The organism is Chitinophaga sp. (genome assembly GCF_019236475.1).
Classification (GTDB): Bacteria; Bacteroidota; Bacteroidia; order Chitinophagales; family Chitinophagaceae; genus Chitinophaga.
On sequence record NZ_JAFAIX010000013.1, the window covers coordinates 62,567 to 85,755 of the forward strand.

Sequence of the window (23,189 nt, forward strand, 5' to 3'; positions counted from 1 at the left end):
AAAAAATAAGGAAGGGAAATAACGTCTGCGACATCATTTCCCTTCCTTATTTTTTCGTCGTTCCTGCCCGCTGGGCAAGGACGACAGGCTATAGAGAATTATTTAGTGTAAGTGATTTTAGTGACATGTACCGCTGCACCATCCGGGCTATCTGGGTGATATTCAATTTCGACAGGATAGCCAGAATCGTTATATTTATATTTATAATATATCACATAGGATCCACTACCATCCGTTACTTTTTCTTCCAAAACATTATTCTCACTGTAGAAAGTACGATAGTCGGCAGATATTGCTCCCAACAAGCTATAATAGCCATTTGGCGCTTTATCATATTTGTATTCACGCGTGCTGGTAACGCGCCCACTAGCATATCTTTCTTGTTTGATAATGTTCTTTCCGTCCCAGTAGAGTTTTTCTACTAACTCAGTACCATAGTACATTTCAGTTTGGCGATGCTGTGCATCAAATACGTACCTTGTAGTTCCTCCAGGTGCGTCTACCATCTCGCCATTGCTATTGTAATAGATGATCCAGTTACCCATTTGGGTTAATCTTCCGTTCTCATACGATAACTGTCGATCAAATGCCACATAAGAATGGAATCCATCTGAATTATGACGGAAATAGGCCATGCGCTTCATTGTTTTATCTGTATTGTATTCATAGACGAAGCTGTCTATTGGATCCAATATCTGTACAGGATAAAGTTTTACTTTTTCTGCTGGAGGAGTGGGAGTATCTGTTCCAGTACCTGGCTTAGGTTCATTTGGTATCATGGGTTCAACAGGCTTAGAACAAGATATTATCATGCTCACGGCGAATATGCCCAGTAAGATTTTTTTCATAGGAAGGTTTATTTAGGTGGAGCAAAATTAGGAATAATAGATATTTCCCGGACATGAAATCCTTGTTAATCCAGTAGCCATCAAATGGATTGGTTTCTTCGCTATTTGTTTTTTCTTATCATGTATATCAATAATTGCATGCCTACATTAAATTATATCTAGCTTTGCGCCATCATTATTTTTAATCCTTACCTATGAAATCGGAGAGCAAACCGAGGTCGATCGCTGTAGCGCGATTATTTTTTGTACTGGTATGCTGTTGCAGCATTTTATTTCCTAAACTTTCAAACGCCCAGGTGAGTGCGCCTACTGTACAGGCCTCTTGGGTGCAGGCGAGTGATAATGCCAGTCCTACCCTCTATTTTAATTGGCAGAATGGAAATGGGGAAAAGAGAGCTGTTTTTTGGGGCAGAGGCTCCTATCCGGATTTTGCAAGTTTTCCCGCTGTGGGAACAGAGTTCCAGGTAGGCGACCAATGGTCTAATTGGAAATGTGTATATACAGGATCGGATAATTTCGCCAGTTATGTGGAACCAACAACCGGAGTTCCTTATACAGTTTTCGTTGTAGAGTATAATATTGATAAAAGTACAGGCAAAGCATACTACAATGTAGATATGGACTGGCGCTATTATAACTATAAAATCGTCTGGCATTCGGCAAGGGATATTGTCTGTGATGTTCCTGTTAACTACCGGGAAGAAATTCCGTCCGACCCTAAAGATTTTATATTACAGATTATGGGTTGGGTACAGGATGCTCAATTATTCGCTGATACAGATACAACGACCTATTCCATTTTAACTGCCAAGAAGGCTTCCAGTGATTCGTCCTGTGGCGTCAGGGCTTATTTTTCATCAAGTGCCACAGATACAATTACAATAAAACTTGGTATAGGCAATCTGGATGATCTGCCCAATTACGATAACATTCTGATTTCATCTGGCCGTGATGCCAATGTCGGACAATCATCGCTAAATGAGAACAATGATGTCAAAAGTCTGACAACATTAATTAATAATAATCAGGCTACTATTGATGGTAGCAATGCTTATATAAAATTCGTCCCAGGAGCAGCGTGTTACAACGTCAGAATTGGTTTGAAAAACAGCCCAATTGCCAAACAGTCTGTAGTTATTTATTATGTCGCCAGAATTGTAGCGCCTCCTACATTAGCAACTGATAATACGGTGGGTTGTATGGGAGATTACATTAAACTTAATGCTACACCTTCTTATAATGCAGGTGTACGATGGACCAGTGATAGTGGTGAAACTTCCTATTCCGAAGATGGTGGGTTTTATACTCCTCAATTAAACCGGAATCGGACCTTCTACGCACAGTCAGTACATAAAGCTTCGGGATGTGTTAGTCCAGTATCTGTTCCATTCACTGTCAAAGCGCTGGAAAAGCCTGTCATTACGCTAGCCCCTGTCAATACAACTGCTAACATTGGCGACAGTACCAGCTTTAGTATAAAAGCCACAATAAACGACTGGACTATAAGTGGCTATGATTGGAAGGTAATAAAAACGGATGGCTTCTATTACAATATCTCTGACGATGCTACCTACAGCCGCAGCCACACTGGACAATTAATTATCAGTAAGGTTACCGCAGATATGAACGGTTACCAATACATTTGTATTCCCTTTAGTAACTGTTCTCGTAGCAGCGATCCGGTAACACTTACTGTCAGACAGCCACAAACGCTGACTTTCACTTCACAAACAGCCGGAAGTACCGTATCTGCTAAATATGGAGATAATGCTATCAGTGCTACAGCCACCTCTACATCTTCATTACCGATAGTTTACAGTAGTAATAATACCAGCGTAGCCAGCATCGATAATGCAGGGAAAGTGACTGTAAACGGAGTAGGCACAGCTATGATCACTGTTAGTCAGGATGGTAATGATAACTTTACCACTGCTACTCCAATTAGCTTAACACTGAACATTGCGCCGAAAGCAATTACAGTTAACGTAAATGCACAAACGAAAATATATGGCACAACTGATCCTGCATTAACCTATACCTCATCAGGATTAATCAATAATGATACTTTAACCGGTAGCCTCAGCAGACTCCCAGGCGAAAACGTAGGTAACTACGGCATCACACAGGGTTCCGTGTCTGCCGGAAATAATTATAGCATCACTTTTAATAGCAATAATCTTACTATTAATCCAACTGCTTTAACGATCATCGCCGATCCTAAAAGCAAAAGTTATGGCAGTCAAGATCCGGTACTGACCTTTACCGCCACGGGATTAGTCAGGAAGGACACCGTTATGGGAAAACTGAGCAGAGTACCAGGTGAAAATGCAGGTACTTATGCCATCACGCAAGGATCTATATCTGCCGATAATAACTATACGATCAACTTCACTGGCAGCAACCTGACTATCACACCAGTTGCTTTAACTATTAATACGGAAGAACAATCGAAAGTCTACGGTGCACCAGATCCTGTATTAGCCTATACTGTAACCGGTTTAGTGAATAATGAAATCGTCACAGGTTCATTGACCAGAATGCCAGGTGAAAATATTGGCGAATATGCCATCTTACAAGGCACTTTATCTGCAAGTAGCAACTATAATGTATCCTTCAATAGCAAAAACCTGAAAATTACACCTGCCAATTTAACCATTACTGCGGATGCAAAAACGAAGGTATATGGCACAGTTGATCCGGCTTTGACTTATACTGTTTCCGGATTAGCTAATAATGATAAAATCACTGGTACATTAACCAGAGTAGCGGGCGAAAATGCTGGTAGTTATGCCATTACACAAGGCAGTGTGAATGCAAGTGATAATTACAATCTTGTTTTCAACAGTAATAATCTGATTATTACGCCAACTACGGTAACCGTTACTGCTGATGCCAAATCAAAAGTTTACGGCACAGTTGATCCAGCTTTTACCTATACTGTTTCCGGATTAGTTAATAATGATAAAATCACTGGTACATTAACCAGAGTAGCGGGCGAAAATGCCGGTAGTTATGCCATTACACAAGGCAGTGTAAAAGCAGGTGATAATTACAATTTTGTTTTCAATGGTAATAACCTGAATATTGCGCCGGCAACGCTAACAGTTACCGCCGACGCCAAATCAAAAGTTTATGGCACGAATGATCCAATCCTCACCTATACTGCTACCGGGCTTGTTGGCGGAGATAAAATCAGCGGCACATTAAGCCGAAATGCAGGCGAAAACGTAGGCAGTTACACCATTACACAAGGTTCGTTATCTGCCGGGAATAATTACAACCTAACATTCAATAACAATACACTGAATATCACACCTGCTGCATTGCAAATTATCGCTGATGCGAAATTGAAAGTATATGGTAGTAATGATCCTGTATTGACATATACCACTACCGGATTAATCAGCGGAGATAAGATCATTGGAAGTTTAAGTAGAGACGCGGGTGAAAATGCTGGCATTTACACTATCAGTCAGGGAAGCATAAACCCTAGCAATAACTACACCTTTAATTTCACCGCTAATACATTCACTATTTCCAAGGCGCCACAATCCATCACCTGGACGCAGGACTTGAATATCGGTTGTAATGGAATCAATACTATCCAACTCAACGCAGCTACTAACAGCGGTTTACCAGTAACATACAGTATCGCCAATAACGATATCGCTACACTTAGCGGCAACAGCTTAACCGCTAATACTATTGGCATTGTAGCTGTAACAGCCACCCAGGATGGTGATAACAATTACGAAGCTGCTGCTTCAGTTAGCAAAGAGCTGAAAGTAATGTTACCATCAGCCGTAAGACAGCAACTGAATAATTTATTGATCTTCGATAACAGCAACAATAATTACCTGACCTGGCAATGGTATAAAAACAACATTTCTATACCAGGAGCTACCAACGCGTATTTCAGTGATCCAACGGGATTAAATGGATCTTATTCCGTAATAGCTACAGACAAGAATGGTAATAACATACAATCATGTCCGATCCAGGTAAGCGCGGCTACCGCCAGAATTGCCGGTATCAGGGTTTCTCCAAATCCTGCGATCAAAGGACAAAGCGCTACCCTCACCTGCAACTTCACAGAAGATGCACTCATCGGCGCTATGCTATATATCACTGATATCAGAGGTAACGCTATCGACCAATTGAAAAATGTACATCCGATCACAACCATACAAATGCCTGCAAATAGTGGATTTTACATCATCACATTGCAAATGGCCAATGGACAGAAGATTACTACCAATGTTATCGTTCACTAAAGAAAAATAAGACCGGTCTACCGGTCTTATTTTCTCTCGGATTTAATCTACATCAAATGATCAGAATTATTATAACCACCTGTATTTGCCTGGTACTCCTCTCCACAACTGCGATGGCACAGGAATTAGGAATCGGGCTTAGCGGCGGCATGCAAGGGCTACAATACAAATTCAACCAACAAAACAGTCAACTTAAAGCAGGGACTATCCTGGATATCGGATATACATTTCCGTTAGGAAAAAATTTGGGCATTATCTCAGGCATTACTTGTGGAACCTATACTTCCGAAATAGTGCTAAATGGGCAACACGCTTTTAACTCTTACGAGGTAGATGAATCTGGATCCGCCTTTATCTATAATGTTACCATCAATGGATACAAAGAACAACAACGTTTCATCGCAGCGGGAATTCCTGTAATGCTGCAGTATCATACAAGCGGTAAAACCCAGTGGTACATCAATGGCGGCGCCAAATTGCTCTTTCCATTCAGTGGGAAATATACTTCCAGCGCCACTCAAGTGATCACAACAGGATTTTATCCTGATTATAACATTCTACTGAAAGACCTACCGCATCTGGGCTTTGGCACTGTCAACAACTGGAGAAGCGATAAAGGCGCACTTTCCCTGAAGGCTACTGCTACCATCAGTGCGGCAACAGGTATTAGTTTTGAATGGAATGATTTCCGGTTGTATACAGGCATCTACATGGACTACGGACTCAACAATCTCGCAGACAAGCCTAGTGACGGCACTTTGGTCACCTATTCTTCCTCAGGTATCAATAACATGCATGCCAATAGCATATTAAAAAGGAATGGCATGGAGAGCGCTAAACTGCTAGGGTATGGCATTCAAGTGCGATTAGGCATTCCTACCAGGAAATAGTATCTCCCAAAAATATGGACGAAAAAAAGAAGGAAAATGGTGTCTGCGACACCATTTTCCTTCTTTTTTTCGTCGACCCTGCCTGCTGGGAAGGGTCGACAGGGAGGGGGAGCCAATACCTACCTCTTATAAATAAAAATGGCCGCTGAGGCACTACTTCAGCGGCCGAAATCAAACGTAAATCAATCGTTATGAATACTAGTAGATTTTATTCAATGCATCTACATAGGCATGTACAGAAGCATTCACGATGTCGGTAGAGTAACCGAAGCCGTAGTAAGACTGCCCGTTATATTTCACGCGCATATTTACTTTACTTACATCTTCAGAACCTCCATGCATCGCCTGGATACTGAATTCATCCAGATCGATGTCGTCTTTAATGATCTCGTGAATAGCATTGATAGTAGCATTCACAGGACCATTACCTGCTGCACTGGCTTCTTTCTCCTGACCGTTTACCAGCAGTTTCACAGTAGCCATTGGGCGCAGCGGATCGCCGCATACCACTTGTAACAGGGTAACTTTGATACCTTTATCATCGTATGTTTTAGTATCGCCATCGCCCATCAGTTGCAACAGATCAGCATCGGAGATTTCTTTCTTTTTATCTGCCATCAAGAGGAAGCGTTCGTAAACTTCATCCAGGTTGATTTTATCGATTTTATAACCGAGGCGCTCCAGGTGATGTTTCAATGCATGACGGCCACTACGTGCTGTCAGGATAATCGCATTGGAGTTAATACCCACATCTTCTGGATTCAGGATTTCGTAGTTTTCACGGTGTTTCAATACGCCATCCTGGTGGATACCGGAGCTGTGCGCAAACGCATTGCGACCCACGATCGCTTTGTTTGGCTGCACTGGCATACGCATCATCGTAGAAACCATGTTACTGATTTCGTAGATACCTTTTGAATTGATATTGGTATGATAACCGAGGGCATGATGCGTTTTCAGAATCATGGCTACTTCTTCCAGAGAAGTATTACCTGCACGTTCTCCTATACCGTTGATGGTACATTCTACCTGGCGTGCACCGTTTTGAATACCTGCAATCGTATTGGCAGTAGCCAGTCCGAGGTCATTATGACAGTGAACAGAGATGATGGCTTTATCGATATTGGACACATGATCCATCAGGTACTTAATTTTAGCACCATATTGATCAGGTAAGCAATAGCCGTTGGTATCAGGAATATTAACAGTAGTAGCGCCTGCGGCGATCACTGCTTCAATCATCTGTGCGAGATACGCATTATCAGCGCGACCAGCATCTTCTGCATAAAATTCCACATCATCTGTGAATTTGCGGGCATATTTTACTGCATCTACTGCACGTTGGAGGATTTCCTCACGGGTGCTGTTGAATTTGTATTTGATATGCATATCGGAAGATCCGATACCGGTATGAATACGGCCACGTTTTGCAAAGCGGAGCGCATCTGCAGCAGCGTCTATATCTTTGGTATTAGCGCGGGTAAGGGCGCAAATAACTGGTTCTGAGATGGCTTTGGAAATTTCCACAACACTCTGGAAATCGCCAGGGCTGGAGATAGGAAAACCAGCCTCGATAATATCCACGCCAAGCGCTTCCAGCTTCTTCGCGATTTCAATTTTTTCTACAGTAGTTAACTGGCATCCTGGTACCTGTTCACCATCGCGCAGGGTGGTATCAAAGACGTATACACGATTTTTATCCATGATAGCGTAACTTTTTCGGTTTAGTAAGATTAGTTCAGGTTCTCCAGTACTTTCGCACCCATGGCGTCTGTACCCATAATGAATTCGTTCACCGTATGTTTGTTGGCAATATCCATTGTTCTGTAACCCTGGCGCAGTGTAGCTTCTACCGCTTTGATCACGCGCTGTGATTCTGTTTTCAGACCGAATGAAATATCCAGCATCAGTGCAACAGATAAGATAGAGGCCAGCGGATTGGCAATGCCTTTACCAGCAATATCATGTGCAGAGCCATGGATCGGTTCGTAGAAACCTACTTTATCACCCACAGAGGCAGATGCCAGCATCCCCATAGAACCCGCGATCTGAGAGGCTTCATCTGTCAGGATATCTCCGAAGAGGTTACCTGTCAGTACCACATCAAAGCGTTTAGGATCTTTGATCAACTGCATAGCGGCGTTGTCAATGAACATATGCTCTGTTTCTACATCAGGGTATTCTTTCGCTATTTCCTGTACCACTTCTCTCCACAGACGACTTGCTTCTAGTACGTTTGCTTTATCTACAGAACACAGTTTACTACGACGGGTACGGGCAGCTTCGTATGCTTTACGGGCAATACGCTCTACTTCGTAACGATGGTAGATCATCAGGTCAGAAGCGCTACTGCGATCTTCTGATCTTTTCTTTTCACCAAAATAAACGTCACCAGTCAGTTCGCGGAAAAAGAGAATATCAGCACCACGAAGGATTTCCGGTTTGATACTGGATGCTTCCAGCAGTTCGTCAAACAGTTTGATTGGACGCAGGTTGGCATATAATCCCAGTTCCTTACGGATCTTCAGCAGCCCTTGTTCTGGTCTTACTTTCAGCGTAGGATCATTGTCATATTTCGCATGACCGATAGCCCCAAATAGAATGGCATCGCTGTTCCTCGCTTTGTCCAGGGTGGAATCCGGTAAAGGCTCACCGGTAGCTTCAATCGCTACGTGCCCCATCATGCCCTCTTCAAAATGAAAAGTATGATGATAGTTGTTAGCGATAGTAGCCAATACTTTCTGACCCCATGCTGTTACTTCCTGTCCAATACCATCGCCTGGTATTACTAATATTTTCTTTTCAACGCCCATGTAGAGTGTACTTTATTTTGATGGTTATGGTGTGCTTAAAAATTGAATGGTCTGGATTGCTCGTATGTTTCAATCTCTTTGCGCAGACTCAGCAGATAATCAATGTCATCATAGCCGTTGAGCAGACAGGTTTTTTTGTATGGATTGATATCAAATTTTTCCTGTTCGCCGGTAGCATTGATTTTGATGAACTGATTTTCCAGATCTACTTCTATCGCAGCTTTAGGATCATTTTCAATGGCTTTGAAAATTTTATCCAGGAAGGCCTCACTCACTTGTACAGGGAGAATGAAGTTGTTGAGTGCATTATTTTTGAAGATATCTGCAAAAAAGCTGCTCACTACTACTTTGAAGCCATAATCTGCGATTGCCCAAGCAGCGTGTTCACGAGAAGAGCCACAGCCAAAGTTTTTACCGGCTACTAGGATTTTGCCGCTATAGATAGGATTGTTGAGGACGAAATCTGCTTTAGGCGTGTTATCTGCCTCAAAGCGCCAGTCGCGGAACAGGTTTTCTCCGAAACCGTCCCTGGTGGTAGCTTTCAGGAAGCGTGCAGGGATGATCTGGTCTGTATCGATATTTTCAATGGGTACAGGTACCGCTGAAGAAACTAAGTGTTGAAATATTTTGCTCATTATTAATTATTTTTTGACGGCAGCTACTCTCAGCCGGACGTAGTCTGCATATAAATTACCTTCTCTTGTCAAAGCTGGTCCCAGCTCCTGTTGTACTTCTTGCAGGATTTCCTTTTTCACCTTTTCTGGTACTGCTGCGAAGAAATGATCGCCGAACATTTCCAGCCAGGTGCTGATGCCGTTCTGCGGATCATGGAGTTTGGTGGGCCTGTCAAAGAAGGATACTCGTTCTATGGTGAATCCTGCTTTTTCTAGCAGGGTGCAATATTCTGCTGGAGAGGGGAAATACCAGAGTGGTTCGTAGGTATATCCTTTTTCCTGCATCACGTATTCCAATTCTCTGAGAATGCTGTTGACATTACCTTTTCCGCCCATTTCGAAGGCCAGTCGGCCGCCAGGTTTGAGATGAGCGTACATGCGTTCAATCACTTTTTCTGGTTCGCGTATCCAGTGAAGGGTGGCATTCGAGAAAATACCATCGAACTGGGTAGGCAACTGAAACTCAGTACCGTCGGCTATCTCAAAATGGATATTTGGAAAATGCTTTCTGGCGCTGGCAATCATGCTTTCGGAAGCATCCAGTCCTGTAACATTTGCTCCTGTTTCCGCCAGTTTGGCGGTCAGTTCGCCGGTGCCGCAACCCAGGTCCAGGATGGTAGATCCGGGCTTTGGCTGCAACCATTCAATCAGACTATTCCCCTGTTCGAACACGAAGGCGTGTTGATCTTTGTATAAGTCGGCATTCCAGTAGTTCATGGTAATACGTTTAGTCGTGGCAGTTAATTACACCATTTCCCTTACATCTGTTACGCGACCAGTGATGGCGGCAGCAGCAGCGGTAAGCGGGCTAGCCAGGAAGGTGCGGGCATTTGGTCCCTGACGACCTTCGAAGTTGCGGTTGGAGGTAGAGATGCAATACATACCTGCAGGCACTTTATCTTCGTTCATACCCAGGCAGGCAGAGCATCCTGGCTCACGCAGTTGGAAACCTGCCGCCATCAGCACTTTATCAATGCCTTCTGCTTTGGCTTGTGCTTCCACCTGTTTGGAACCCGGTACAATCCAAACCACTACGTCTTCGGCTTTCTGTTTACCTTTCACGAAATCAGCCACCAGTCGGAGGTCTTCAATACGGGAGTTAGTACAGCTACCAATGAATACGTAATCGATTTTTTTGCCGAGAAGCGGAGCGCCAGGCTGGAGGTCCATATAGTCGAGCGACTTCTTAAAGGAAGGCACTTCTTTTTCGTCGAGTTGGCTCAGGGCCGGAATGTGCTGGGTGATACCCATGCCCATACCTGGATTGGTACCGTAAGTAATCTGTGGTTCTATATCGGCAGCGTCGAAGGTGAGTACCACGTCGAACTGTGCGTCTGCATCGGAGTAGAGTGTTTTCCAGTATGCCAGTGCTTTATCCCATGCTTCGCCTTGTGGGGCAAATTCACGGCCTTTGATATAAGCAAAGGTAGTATCGTCTGGAGCGATCATACCACCGCGGGCACCCATTTCGATGCTCATATTGCAGATGGTCATACGGGCTTCCATGCTCAGGCTGCGGATAGCCTCGCCGGCATATTCCACAAAGTAGCCAGTAGCGCCGGATGCAGAGATTTTAGAGATGATATAGAGGATGATATCTTTAGAGAGAACGCCATTTTTCAGGGTGCCGTTCACCTCAATTTTCATACGTTTTGGCTTATACTGCAGGATGCACTGGGTAGCCAGTACTTGTTCCACTTCGGAGGTGCCGATCCCAAACGCAATAGCGCCAAAGGCACCATGGGTCGAGGTATGGCTGTCTCCACAAACGATCGTCATACCTGGCAGGGTAATCCCCAGCTCAGGGCCTATCACGTGAACAATACCCTGGTATGGATGGCCCAGGCCGTAGAGTTCCACGCCAAATTCAGCAGTATTTTTGGTGAGCATTTCCACCTGGTGGCGACTCAACGCCTCCTTAATGGGCAGATGCTGATCCATTGTAGGCACGTTGTGGTCTGCGGTGGCTCTGGTTTTCTCAGGGCGGAATACCGGAATACCACGTTTACGTAAACCGTCAAACGCCTGTGGACTGGTTACCTCGTGAATAAAATGCGTGTTGATGTACACTGCATCCGGGTGTCCCGGTTTGCTCATCACGATATGGCTGTCCCAGATTTTGTCAAATAACGTTTTTCCCATCCTTATTGCTTCCTTTTTAAATTGTTTATACCTTCAAATCTAATGGACGATATATATTTGACATATCGCTAAATTTGTCTTAATTACAACCTATAAACGCGATCGATAAACGCCAACATACTGTTTGTCAATTACTTATAAGATTTTATTAACGATGCCCAACAGTCAAAGTGATGCATTATTCATATTAATAAAAACCCTAACAAAAGCTGAAAAACGCAGTTTTCAGTTGGCTTTTAATAAGAATAATACCAAGGAAGACGTACTTTTCATCCAGTTGTTCACCACACTGGACAAAATGAAAGACTACGATGAGGAGCAGATACTGAGGAAGGTACCTGACCTGAAAAAGCAGCAGTTGTCCAATGTAAAGGCGCACCTGTACAAACATCTGCTGACTAGTTTGCGTCAGTTGTATAAACAGAAAGATCCTGTCATTGATTTACGGGAGCAATTGGACTATGCCCGGGTGTTGTACAATAAAGGGTTGTATAACCAAAGTTTGAAGATCTTGGGCAAGGCCAAAGCCATGGCATTTGACCAAGAAGAAGTCATGCTGGGATATGAAATAGTAGAATTTGAAAAACTGATAGAATCCAGGCATATCACGCGTAGTTTGGAGAATAGGGCGGAAGCACTTAGTGCGGAGTCCAAACAAATACAACAACAACTGACCAATATCAGTATGTTGTCTACCCTTTCGCTGCGTATGTATGGCCTGTACCTGAAGCTGGGGCATGCCCGCAATGAGCGCGATGCAGAAATGGTGAAATCTTTCTTTGAAAGTCAACTGCCTCCCATGCGCATGGCGGAAATGAGCTTCTATGAGAAAGTGTATATGTACCAGGCTTCTTGCTGGTATTTCTATATTTTGCAGGACTTCGTCATGTATTACCGTTACACGCAGAAATGGGTAGATCTGTTCAAGCAATACCCTTCCTTGCAACAGACGGATATGGACCTGTATATCAAAGCGCAGCATAACCTGCTGACCGCCCATTTCTACACTTCCAATTTTGAGAAATTCAAAACAGCGCTCTGTGAGTTGGAAAATTTCATCGCAACGAATGAGGAATGTTTCCATGAGAATACCCGCACTTCTGCTTTCGTGTACCTCTACACGGCGAAGATCAACCGGTATTTCCTAGAGGGCACGTTCACACAGGGTTTGGCGATGGTTCCTGAACTGGAAACAGAAATCAGCAATCATACGCTAAAGATTGACCAACACCGGGTATTGGTGTTTTATTACAAAATTGCCTGTCTTTATTTTGGAAGTGGGGATAATAGCAAAGCAATCATTTATCTCAACAAAATTATCAATTTAAAAATCGGCAACTTGCGGGCAGATATTCAATGTTTTGCCCGTATCCTGCACCTGATTGCACATTACGAATTGGAGAATTACAGTTTGGTGGAATATCTGATCAAATCTGTTTATCACTTCATTTCCAAACATAAGGATTTGGGATTGGTGATGGAAGAAATTATGAAATTCCTTCGTAAATATATTTATGCCAATCCGAAGGAATTGCGCAATGCCTTCCTGGATTTGAAAAGCAGGCTGGAAGTGATTTCGCAAGACCCATACGAACGCAGGTCTTTCCTCTATCTGGATATTATTTCATGGCTGGAAAGTAAAATCGAAGGCATTCCTGTACAGGATGTGATACAACGGAAATTTTTGAATAAAGAGAAAAGAATTTAGGGAGACACGAAACCCTCGTGCTTTATTTTGTCGTCCCTGCCTGGGCTGGGGCGACAAAATAAATAACCTGCAACCTCATTCTATATCTATCCAGGGTTCATATTCCCGGAATTGCTTGAAGAATATCAATGCCGAAACAAGTTGCATCCCTGCAACAGCGTACCATACTGCCCCTCCGAGTATCATAAAAAGCACTACAAAAGCAATCACTAATATCCAGCGTAAATGCACTTCCGCATTCATACGGGGGAAATACAGGAGCACTCTGAATAACAGCAACATCGTCATGCCGGTGATAGCAGCAGTCCCGATAGCTGTCGTAGAAAAACGACCATTACTCTGAAAAAAAATAATGATGATTTCCGGCACTAGTAGCAACACATAAAAACCGATCACCCGCGAATAGCTCCGGAGCGTACTGATAGGAAGATTCGACATAAACGGCAAGTATATCTCCTCAAAAGCCCGGTGGTGAATCATCAGTTGTGTATGCAGTAATACGCAAGCAATCATTCCTAATTGCAGCGCGCGCAGATCCAGGAAATCGCTTTGATGCATGAGGAAGAAAGTGAGCCATAGTACGCCGGCAGACCAAAGTTTGGTGGTGAATATTTTCCGGGGGAAGGCCGTAAACAATTCGTAGTAAAAGTAGAGCACGGGCGGTTTCACAAAGTGCCGGTCTAGCCAGCGGGAAAAACGGGTCATAAAGAAAAACACATCTGGTTGCCAGAGTTTTTTCTCATAGAAGCGAATAGGCCAGATGCACATCACTATATTAAATACTAGGATGATAGTAGCGGCCAGGTAATAATGTCGGAAGATGCCAACTACAGCAGCTATCAGGCCGTACACGAATACCGGCAGGTACATTTGGAACTGTAGCCGCAGCCAGCGGCCGCGTCTCTCCTGATCATCCATGCAAGTCATGGTACTATAGAGAAAACTATATTGCGGTTGTTCCAATGTTTTGATGACAAAACCCGTTATCCGAAGGTTGTACAGCAGCCATAAAGCCAATACCAAGATGAGGAAGGACCAACTGGAGAGAAAGCCAATCATTAATCCCATATGATAATAAAGCAGATTGGAAGCATTAACGATCCCAAAGAGAAAGTAAAATAACACCAGGAAAAACCCTGTGTTTTCCACGTAAAATCTACCGGTGAATATCCTCCTGAAAATTCCCATGTTAATTCAAAGTAATATTTCTGTTGGCGATAGTGAGTGTTCCGGCCACGGTCAGTTCATTTGTGTCCAGTGGCTGATGGGAGGTAATCAAAAAAGAGGCGCCCGACTGGCTCCAGGTGCGGATCACATCATACAAGATGGCCAGGGTTCTGGTATCGATGGTGATAAGTGGTTCGTCCAGCAATATAATGGCCGGGTTGCCGGCAAATGCCAGCAAAAGACTTAATTTTTTAAGCATACCACTGGAATAACTGCTCACCGGGTTATTCACAAAGTTATCCACACCCATTCTTTCGGCTAGTTCCAGGATGGGCTCTTGTGGGCCTCCTTTCGTGCGGAAATAGAGCTGTAGCAGGTCTCGGCCGGTGAGGAATGCGGGGTACAGGGGTTCCGCTTCCGCATAGTTGATGAGGCGACGGAACTGTACCGGGTGTTGGCGGGCGTTCACGGTGTTATTGATGGTAATATCTCCTTGGAAGGGGAGTAAACCAGCCATCACCTTCATGCAAGTGGTTTTGCCAGCGCCATTTTCTCCTTTGAGCCAGTAGATGCCGGCATTAAGCTCCAGTTGTGGTATGTCCAGCACGGGAACATCCTGATAATGCTTACGGACCTGTTGGAGTGAAATTACCGGATCGGACATATAAAAAATGATTAATACTGTAAATATGAAAAATTGTGGGATATATATCCTGAAATTGTCAAAAATTTTCTGCTACTTTTTTTCTATTGAAGCTCATCACTTTAGGTAAAACAGTATAAAAAACAGGTATATATCCCCGTTGTTTACACACATAAAAAATATATAGATGTGCGTTATCCACACCCCTCTCAAACCCAATGCAGTTCTGATGTCCAAGAATACTCACACTCTTTTTCCACACCCGTGGAAAACTAAAAGTAGCTCACTAAGATATCGCACTTACATTTGTAATCCTGGGCGTTTGGATTTCAGAAGCTAAAATGACGGAATGAATGTAGTGTGGTATAATGATTTTTAGTCATGCTAACCCCCTATTGAGAAATCAGAAACCTTCGACAGTACCCATAAAATATTTATATGAACAACGAGAATGAAATTCTTTTAAAAGAGAACAAGGATCGCTTTGTGTTATTGCCAATCAATTATCCTAAAATTTGGGAGCAATATAAAAAACATGAAGCGAGTTTCTGGACGGCGGAAGAGATAGATTTGGGCAGTGATTTAAAAGACTGGGCCAATTTGAATGATGGGGAACGCCATTTTATATCGCATGTACTGGCATTTTTTGCTGCCAGTGATGGTATCGTAAATGAGAACCTGGCTGTAAACTTTATGAGTGAAGTCCAGATTCCAGAAGCACGCTGCTTCTACGGTTTCCAAATCATGATGGAAAATATTCACTCTGAAACATATGCACTGCTGATCGATACTTATGTAAAAGATCCAGTGGAAAAAGACAGATTATTCCACGCCATCGAAACAGTGCCTGCTGTGAAGAAAAAAGCAGAATGGGCTTTACGCTGGATTGAAAATGGCTCTTTCGCAGAAAGACTGGTAGCATTTGCCGCAGTAGAAGGTATCTTCTTCTCTGGTAGCTTCTGCTCTATCTTCTGGCTGAAAAAACGTGGACTGATGCCAGGCCTCACCTTCTCCAATGAATTGATCAGCAGAGACGAAGGACTGCACTGTGAATTTGCTTGCTTGCTCTATAGCATGCTGCAAAATAAACTGAGCGAAGAACAAGTACATCAGATCATCGGCAACGCAGTGGAAATTGAAAAAGAATTCGTTTCCGAGTCCCTGCCTGTTGACCTGATTGGTATGAACGCACGACTGATGCAACAGTATATTGAATTCGTGGCCGACAGATGGTTATCTGAACTCGGATACACTAAATTGTTCAACGCTTCCAATCCTTTCGATTTCATGGAAATGATTTCCCTCCAAGGAAAAACCAATTTCTTTGAAAAACGTGTAGGTGACTATCAGAAAGCCGGCGTTCTCGGCGGCAGTAAAGAATCACAGACTTTCAGTCTGGAAGAAGATTTCTAAAGTTTTTCTAACCTCTTAAATTCACCCCCCATGTTCGTAATCAAAAGAGATGGCAGAAAAGAAGCAGTGAAATTTGATAAAATCACTGCCCGTATTGAAAAGCTATGTTATGGCTTCAATACGGAATACGTAGACGCAATTGACGTTGCAAAAAAAGTGATTCAGGGAATATACGATGGCGTAACAACAACCGAACTGGACAACCTGGCTGCCGAAACTGCGGCATCCCTCACTACTAAACACCCGGACTATGCCCTGCTGGCTTCTCGCATTGCAGTGAGCAACCTCCATAAGAATACAGAAAAATCGTTCTCCAAAACGATGAAAAAACTGTACGACTATATCGATCCAAAAACTGGTAAGTCGGCAGCCCTGCTCTCTGATGATGTTTGGGAAATCATCGAAAAAAATGCAGAAATGCTGGATTCCAATATCATCTACGACCGCGATTTCGCTTTTGACTACTTCGGTTTCAAAACGCTGGAACGCTCTTACTTGCTGAAAACAGATGGTCGCATTCAGGAACGCCCACAACATATGTTCATGCGCGTTTCCGTTGGTATCCACAAAGAAGATATCGAGTCTGCAATCAAAACATATAACTTGATGAGTGAGCGTTGGTTTACACACGCTACTCCTACCCTGTTCAACGCAGGTACACCTAAACCGCAGATGTCTTCCTGCTTCCTCCTCACTATGCAGGATGATAGCATCGAAGGTATCTACGATACCCTCAAACAAACAGCGAAAATCTCCCAGAGCGCTGGTGGTATCGGACTAAGCATCCATAACATCCGTGCAACAGGTTCTTATATCAGCGGCACCAACGGTACCAGCAATGGTATCATCCCTATGCTGCGCGTATTCAACGATACTGCCCGCTACGTAGACCAAGGCGGTGGTAAGCGCAAAGGCGCATTCGCCATCTACCTGGAACCTTGGCATGCAGATATCTTCGAATTCCTCGACCTGCGTAAAAACCACGGTAAAGAGGAACTCCGCGCCCGTGACCTGTTCTATGCCCTCTGGGTTCCAGACCTGTTCATGAAACGCGTAGAAGAAAACGGCGAATGGTCCCTGTTCTGCCCGCACGAAGCACCAGGACTCCATGAATGCTGGGGTGAAGAATTTGAACAACTCTTCCAGAAATATGAGCAAGAAGGTCGTGCACGCAAAACAGTGAAAGCACAAGAACTGTGGTTCGCAATCCTGGATGCACAGATCGAAACTGGTACTCCTTACCTGCTGTATAAAGATGCGGCCAACCGCAAATCCAACCAGCAGAACCTGGGTACTATCAAGAGCTCCAACCTCTGTACAGAAATCATCGAATATACAGATGCGAATGAAGTAGCGGTTTGTAACCTCGCTTCCCTGGCACTGCCACGCTTCGTAACCGATGGTCAGTTTGATCATGAAAAACTGTATGAAGTAACCTACCAGGCTACTATCAACTTGAACAAAATCATCGATCATAACTATTACCCTGTGGAAGAAGCCCGCAACAGTAACCTCCGCCACCGTCCTATCGGATTGGGCGTACAAGGTCTCGCGGATGCTTTCATCCTCATGCGTTATCCATTCGAAAGCGATGAAGCGAAAAAACTGAACAGCGAAATATTTGAAACCATCTACTTCGCTGCCATGAACGCTTCCAATGACCTGGCGAAAAAAGATGGCGCTTACGCTACCTTCGCTGGCTCACCTGCTTCCAAAGGTATCTTCCAGTTTGATATGTGGGGTGTAACACCTTCTGCACGCTGGAATTGGGATACCCTGAAAGCTTCCGTAAAAAAACACGGTATCCGCAACTCCCTGCTGCTGGCCCCAATGCCAACAGCTTCTACTTCTCAGATCCTCGGCAACAACGAGTGCTTTGAACCATATACTTCCAACATCTACACCCGTCGTGTATTGAGTGGCGAGTTCGTGGTAGTAAACAAACACCTGCTGAAAGACTTAGTAGAACTGGGCCTCTGGGACAATGACATGAAAAACAAAATCATTGCTTCCAACGGATCTATCCAAAATATCAACGAAATCCCTACCAATATCAAGGAACTGTACAAAACAGTATGGGAAATCAAACAACGTAATATCATCGATATGGCTGCAGATCGCGGTGCGTTCATCTGCCAGTCACAATCACTCAACCTGTTCGTAGATACACCTACCGCTGGTAAACTGACTTCTATGCACTTCTACGCTTGGAAGAAAGGACTGAAAACAGGTATGTATTATCTCCGTACACAAGCTGCTACACAGGCTGTTCAGTTCACCGTTGAAAAACAAGGCGGTCAACAAATGCAACCAGTGGTAGCTGCTGGTGCAGATCCTTCCATCGATGAAATACCGGTGGGCGCTGTATGCACCATGGAAGAAGGTTGCGTGACCTGCTCCGCATAATCTGGGTTATCAAAATGTAAGTACATAAAAAGGGCGCCTCTTATCCAGGCGCCCTTTTTTATTTCCACCGTCCTCCCTACCTACTAGAAAAGAAAAAATGGATACCACATTAGGGGTTGATCTCGACAATCAACCCCTAATTTTTTGTGCCATCAATCCACATCCCACAGACATGTTAGCAAGGCTGATAAAATCCTATCGACAAGATAATTTCACAGCAAATCCGTGCTACTGGCAGTGTTAGTATGATAAATACGTAGAATCAAATATTTATTTTTGTGATGTTAAATCCTTTACCCATGAAAAGAGCTGTTAGCACTATTATTCTGTTAACCCTTTGCCCCCTTTTACTTTTTGCAGGCGACTATGAAAAAGCCTGGGAGGCTATTCACAAAAATGATTTTAAATCTGCCACTATCTATCTCCAAAAAGCCATCAAGGCGGGAGGTCCTAAAAAGAACAGTGCCATCGCTACCTTAGTACTGCTCAATAACATGACAGGTTATGATGCCGATTTCACAAAACTGTATTTCAATCCCCTGAAAGAATTACAGCACCCGGCGCCATATACGTATGCCATGTGGTTTTTTAATGCCTTACTGGGCGAGTACGGGCCGAAACAAGGTGTCCAAATGGAAAACCTGCAGCGCATACTGTCAGATTCTCTGAACTACAACGGCTCCATGAACGCAGCCGCGGCTTATTTCATTGGCATTAACCACCAACTCAGTGACCGTGCTGACCTGGCGAAGCCTTCTTATAACCGAGTATACGCGCTGGAAAAATGGGCGTATGTAGGTCCATTCGACAATGTGATGGGGAGCGGTTTTGATAAGGATTATGGCCCTGTCAACAAGCCCACTGGTCCTGCGTTCGTTAGCAGCAACAATAACAGCCCAGTAAACTGGTTCGTACCGTTGTATACGAGCTATGAGGGCTGGAATACCATCGGGTCTTTCTTCCCAGTGAAAAGCGCTGTCACTTATGCACAAACGTTTGTGAATGCTACCACAGATATGGACCCAATTCTATGCCTCGGTAGTACCGGCGCCATGAAAGTTTGGGTAAACGATAAACTCATTATCAGTCAGCCTGAAGAACGTACAACGGAAATGGACTGGTGGAAAGCAAAAGTACATTTGAACAAAGGCTTTAACCGCATCCTAGTACAGATAGGCTTTACAGAAGATAACGCCCGTCAGAACTTCATCGTGCGGTTAACAGACCAAAACTATAGGGCTATCAATGGGATTGCATCCCAGACATCTCCTGAAAAATACCAGATAGACCAGTCCAAAGATCAACCCACACTCATTCCACATTTTGCAGAAGAATATTTCAAAAAACAGATCGCTGCACAACCAGAAGACCTGATTCATTCCATCATGCTGAGCAGGGTATATATCCGCAACCAGGAATGGGACAAAGCAAAATCAGTCATGGCAAAATTGCTGAAAGCTTATCCAAAGGATGCTTTCATTACGAATTACTATTTGGATTGCATGTCTGGTACCAACGACAAGAGCGACTTTGCAGAAAGTTTGGAAACATTCAAAACCCTGACGCCAGATAACTATTGGACAGTGTATGCAAAGCTCTTAAAGCTGGAAGGAGAGAAAAATTACACAGAAGCCCAGGAGCTGCTGAACAAATTAATCAGCATGCAAGGCGAAAGAGAACTGACCACTATTAAAAAGCTGGAGCTGTTTGGAGAACAGGAGAAAATAGATAGCATGGTGCAACTGCTCAAAGATGCATATGCCAAGTACCCTGATAATTCACAGATCGTGCAAACGATGTACCAGTACGAAACACAGATGAACAACGACCCCGCAAAAGGAATAGCTGTGCTGGAGAAATTCTGTGAAAAATTCTACGATTATGGCATGAATAACTTACTGATAAAAGTATATCTGAACCAGGGGAAAACCGATGCAGCAGTAGCGAAGATGAAGAAAATGATCAGTACTGCCCCTTATCAATTGGAATATTACACACCATTAGTGAAGTACTATTTTGCCAGTCAGAAATATGACTCTGCTATCCACTATCTGAACATTGAACATCAGATCAGTCCTTACTTTCATGGCCCCCTCGGAGATATAGCCACGAGCTATGCGCAAATGAAAGAAAAAGACTCTGCTATTCTCTATTTCAAGAAAGCACTGGCACTCCATGCAGGAGGATTTGGATATCGGGAACAACTGCGTATGCTGGAAAACAGACAGCAGGTAGATAAGTACTTCCCAACAATGGATTACTACAAAGAAATTGAGAAGTATACCCAAAAACCCCAGGACAGCACCCAACCTTATTCCTTCATCTTCGATGAGAAGAATGTAGTATTATATCCGGAAGGCGCTGGTGAACAAATGATCAACACCGCCATCTATATCCAAAACAAAAAGGGTATTAATCGCTGGAAAGAAATTTCACTCCCTTACAATGGCGTTTACCAAGATATGATGATCGTGAAAGCGGAAGTCATAAAACCCAGCGGAGCAAGGATTCCAGCAGAAACAGAGGAAAACCAAATTGTCTTTACCAAACTGGATGTAGGCGATGTGGTGTACTATAGCTATAAAGTGACCAGCGTAGGGCGCGGCCGACTGAAACGGGAGTTCTGGGATAAATTCTATCTCTCTGACTATGTGCCTACTAATATCTCTACCTACAACATTCTCGTTGCAGATACCATTCCGTTATATTATGAATACAGAAATGGCGGTAATGCAAAACCAACAATCACCCAGCATGAACAGTTTAAAATGTACAGTTGGAGAGAGGAAAATGTGCCTCCCATCCGTACTGAGTTTTATATGCCAGGCATTACGGAAATAGGGAAGGTACTCCATGTTTCTACTGTAAAAGACTGGGATGTGATTGGAGAATGGTACAGCGATATCACCCGTGAACAATCCAATGAAAATTACGAAGTCAACGAGGCATTCAAGGAAATATTCCCAAATGGAACGGCTAACGTAGACGACCAAACGAAAGCGAAGAAAATTTATGATTATATAGAGAAGAATATCTCTTACAGCTCTGTATCATTCAGACAAGGTGCTTACGTACCTCAGAAAGCCGGTAAAACGTTGGTTACCAAACTGGGCGACTGTAAAGACCTCTCTACTTTGTTCCTTGCATTTGCCCGTAAAGCTGGCCTGCCGGCAAACCTTATCCTGGTAAGTACCCGCGAAAATGGAGAGCATAATATGCAGTTACCATCGCTGGACTTCAACCATTGCATCATTGCATTCAAAGCGAATAACAAAACGTATTACCAGGAGCTGACTTCCAACACATTGCCATTTGGCGTACTGCCGTCATCACTGGCTGGCGCGCAGATACTGAACATCCCGTACGATTATAAACCAGGTGAAAAGCTGACCATGATTCCCACCAGCAATTATTCACCGAAATCCATTTATCGTCGGATGGAGGTAACATTGAAGGATGCGGATGCGGTCATTCAGTCCAATTGCGCTTATGTAGGTGAGCTAACGGAAGGCTTGAGAGCTGACTATCTCCATAAAACACCGGACGAGACCAAAGATGGCGTTCAAACACAGGTAGGCAGAAATTTCAAAAACCAGGTAGTACTAGATAAGTATAACTTCAGTAATCTGGATAACCTTGCAGACTCACTCTGGCTCAATGCTCACTTCACAGTTAAAAATGAGGTCATCAGTGTGGGCGATATCAACATGATCAAATTGCCTTTCATGGAAGTAATTGCTACTGCCAACATCTTTACGCCGGAAGCAAGGCAGTATCCGTTTATGTACCGCGATTATGAAGCGGTAGATAACTATCTAACGGAAATGCACATACGCCTTTCCGATGCCAAGAAATTTGACCAGGTACCGGCTACTGTTAACCTGAAAATGGGCGATATGGTATACGCGCTGGAGTTCAATAAAGTAGCAGACGACCACCTAGTGGTAACCAGACGCTTTACCACCAATAGCAACAAAACGCTCACCGCAGCCGAAATGAAGGAACTGGAAACCTTCTTCAATGGCATCATCAAAGCAGAGCAGAAGTATATCTCTTTCAGATAAAGGTAAAACGTTCCTGCCTGCCGTATAATAAAAAAGCGCAATTGACGTCTACGACGTCAATTGCGCTTTTTGTTTTTCGTCGTCCCTGCCCACTTGGCAGGGACGACAGGCAGGAGCATCCTGATTTATAATAATTTCGGGAGACAC

At 43.7% G+C, this 23,189-nt stretch carries 14 protein-coding genes; 6 read left to right on the forward strand and 8 right to left on the reverse strand.

Translation table 11 applies throughout. From position 1 onward, the window contains the following. Nucleotides 1-98 precede the first annotated feature (98 nt). On the reverse strand, nt 99-848 hold the full coding sequence (locus tag JO154_RS22340) for a hypothetical protein (protein WP_291949905.1): 750 nt from the start codon (nt 846-848) through the stop codon (nt 99-101). 194 nt (nt 849-1,042) lie between these two features. Between JO154_RS22340 and JO154_RS22345 the strand changes: the two genes are divergently transcribed. Continuing rightward, nucleotides 1,043-5,122 (forward strand): MBG domain-containing protein, encoded by a 4,080-nt coding sequence (locus JO154_RS22345; protein ID WP_291949908.1) that lies wholly within the window; start codon nt 1,043-1,045, stop codon nt 5,120-5,122. 56 nt (nt 5,123-5,178) lie between these two features. After that, nucleotides 5,179-6,012 carry an outer membrane beta-barrel protein gene (locus tag JO154_RS22350; protein ID WP_291949911.1) on the forward strand — a complete coding sequence of 278 codons (834 nt, stop codon included), beginning with the start codon at nt 5,179-5,181 and terminating at the stop codon, nt 6,010-6,012. Nucleotides 6,013-6,210: 198 nt separating this feature from the next. Here JO154_RS22350 and JO154_RS22355 read toward each other — a convergent pair whose 3' ends face one another. The 5 genes from JO154_RS22355 to leuC are packed head-to-tail and all read right to left on the reverse strand — an operon-like array spanning nt 6,211 to nt 11,641. Further along, nucleotides 6,211-7,716: a 2-isopropylmalate synthase gene (locus tag JO154_RS22355; protein WP_291949914.1), complete on the reverse strand. Its 1,506-nt coding sequence runs from the start codon at nt 7,714-7,716 to the stop codon at nt 6,211-6,213. A gap of 29 nt (nt 7,717-7,745) precedes the next feature. Next, nucleotides 7,746-8,825 (reverse strand): 3-isopropylmalate dehydrogenase, encoded by a 1,080-nt coding sequence (leuB, locus tag JO154_RS22360; RefSeq protein WP_291949917.1) that lies wholly within the window; start codon nt 8,823-8,825, stop codon nt 7,746-7,748. Nucleotides 8,826-8,860: 35 nt separating this feature from the next. Next, nucleotides 8,861-9,460 (reverse strand): 3-isopropylmalate dehydratase small subunit, encoded by a 600-nt coding sequence (gene leuD, locus JO154_RS22365; RefSeq protein ID WP_291949920.1) that lies wholly within the window; start codon nt 9,458-9,460, stop codon nt 8,861-8,863. A gap of 6 nt (nt 9,461-9,466) precedes the next feature. After that, the gene (locus JO154_RS22370) at nt 9,467-10,216 is read right to left on the reverse strand and encodes a class I SAM-dependent methyltransferase (RefSeq protein WP_291949924.1); all 750 of its coding nucleotides are present in this window, start codon (nt 10,214-10,216) and stop codon (nt 9,467-9,469) included. 27 nt (nt 10,217-10,243) lie between these two features. Then, the gene (leuC, locus tag JO154_RS22375) at nt 10,244-11,641 is read right to left on the reverse strand and encodes a 3-isopropylmalate dehydratase large subunit (RefSeq protein WP_291949927.1); all 1,398 of its coding nucleotides are present in this window, start codon (nt 11,639-11,641) and stop codon (nt 10,244-10,246) included. A gap of 229 nt (nt 11,642-11,870) precedes the next feature. Here leuC and JO154_RS22380 point away from each other — a divergent pair, with 229 nt between their 5' ends. Continuing rightward, nucleotides 11,871-13,349, forward strand: coding sequence for a hypothetical protein (locus JO154_RS22380; protein WP_291949930.1), 1,479 nt, complete (start codon nt 11,871-11,873; stop codon nt 13,347-13,349). Between the two features lie 75 nt (nt 13,350-13,424). On the opposite strand, the gene JO154_RS22385 is transcribed toward JO154_RS22380, so the two are convergent. Together JO154_RS22385 and JO154_RS22390 are read right to left on the reverse strand one after the other, a co-directional pair. Further along, nucleotides 13,425-14,537, reverse strand: coding sequence for a hypothetical protein (locus JO154_RS22385; RefSeq protein ID WP_291949933.1), 1,113 nt, complete (start codon nt 14,535-14,537; stop codon nt 13,425-13,427). A 1-nt stretch (nt 14,538) separates the two neighbouring features. Beyond that, nucleotides 14,539-15,180: an ABC transporter ATP-binding protein gene (locus tag JO154_RS22390; protein ID WP_291949936.1), complete on the reverse strand. Its 642-nt coding sequence runs from the start codon at nt 15,178-15,180 to the stop codon at nt 14,539-14,541. A gap of 417 nt (nt 15,181-15,597) precedes the next feature. On the opposite strand from JO154_RS22390, the gene JO154_RS22395 reads away from it, so the two are divergent. The 3 genes from JO154_RS22395 (at nt 15,598) to JO154_RS22405 (ending at nt 23,042) form a co-directional block, all read left to right on the forward strand. Further along, nucleotides 15,598-16,572, forward strand: coding sequence for a ribonucleoside-diphosphate reductase small subunit (locus JO154_RS22395; protein WP_291949939.1), 975 nt, complete (start codon nt 15,598-15,600; stop codon nt 16,570-16,572). Nucleotides 16,573-16,602: 30 nt separating this feature from the next. Beyond that, entirely contained in the window at nt 16,603-18,978 is a 2,376-nt protein-coding gene (locus JO154_RS22400; RefSeq protein ID WP_291949941.1) for a ribonucleoside-diphosphate reductase subunit alpha, read from the forward strand. Nucleotides 18,979-19,277: 299 nt separating this feature from the next. Continuing rightward, complete coding sequence (locus JO154_RS22405; RefSeq protein ID WP_291949943.1) at nt 19,278-23,042, forward strand: DUF3857 domain-containing protein; 3,765 nt, start codon at nt 19,278-19,280, stop codon at nt 23,040-23,042. The last annotated feature ends 147 nt before the right edge of the window (nt 23,043-23,189 follow it).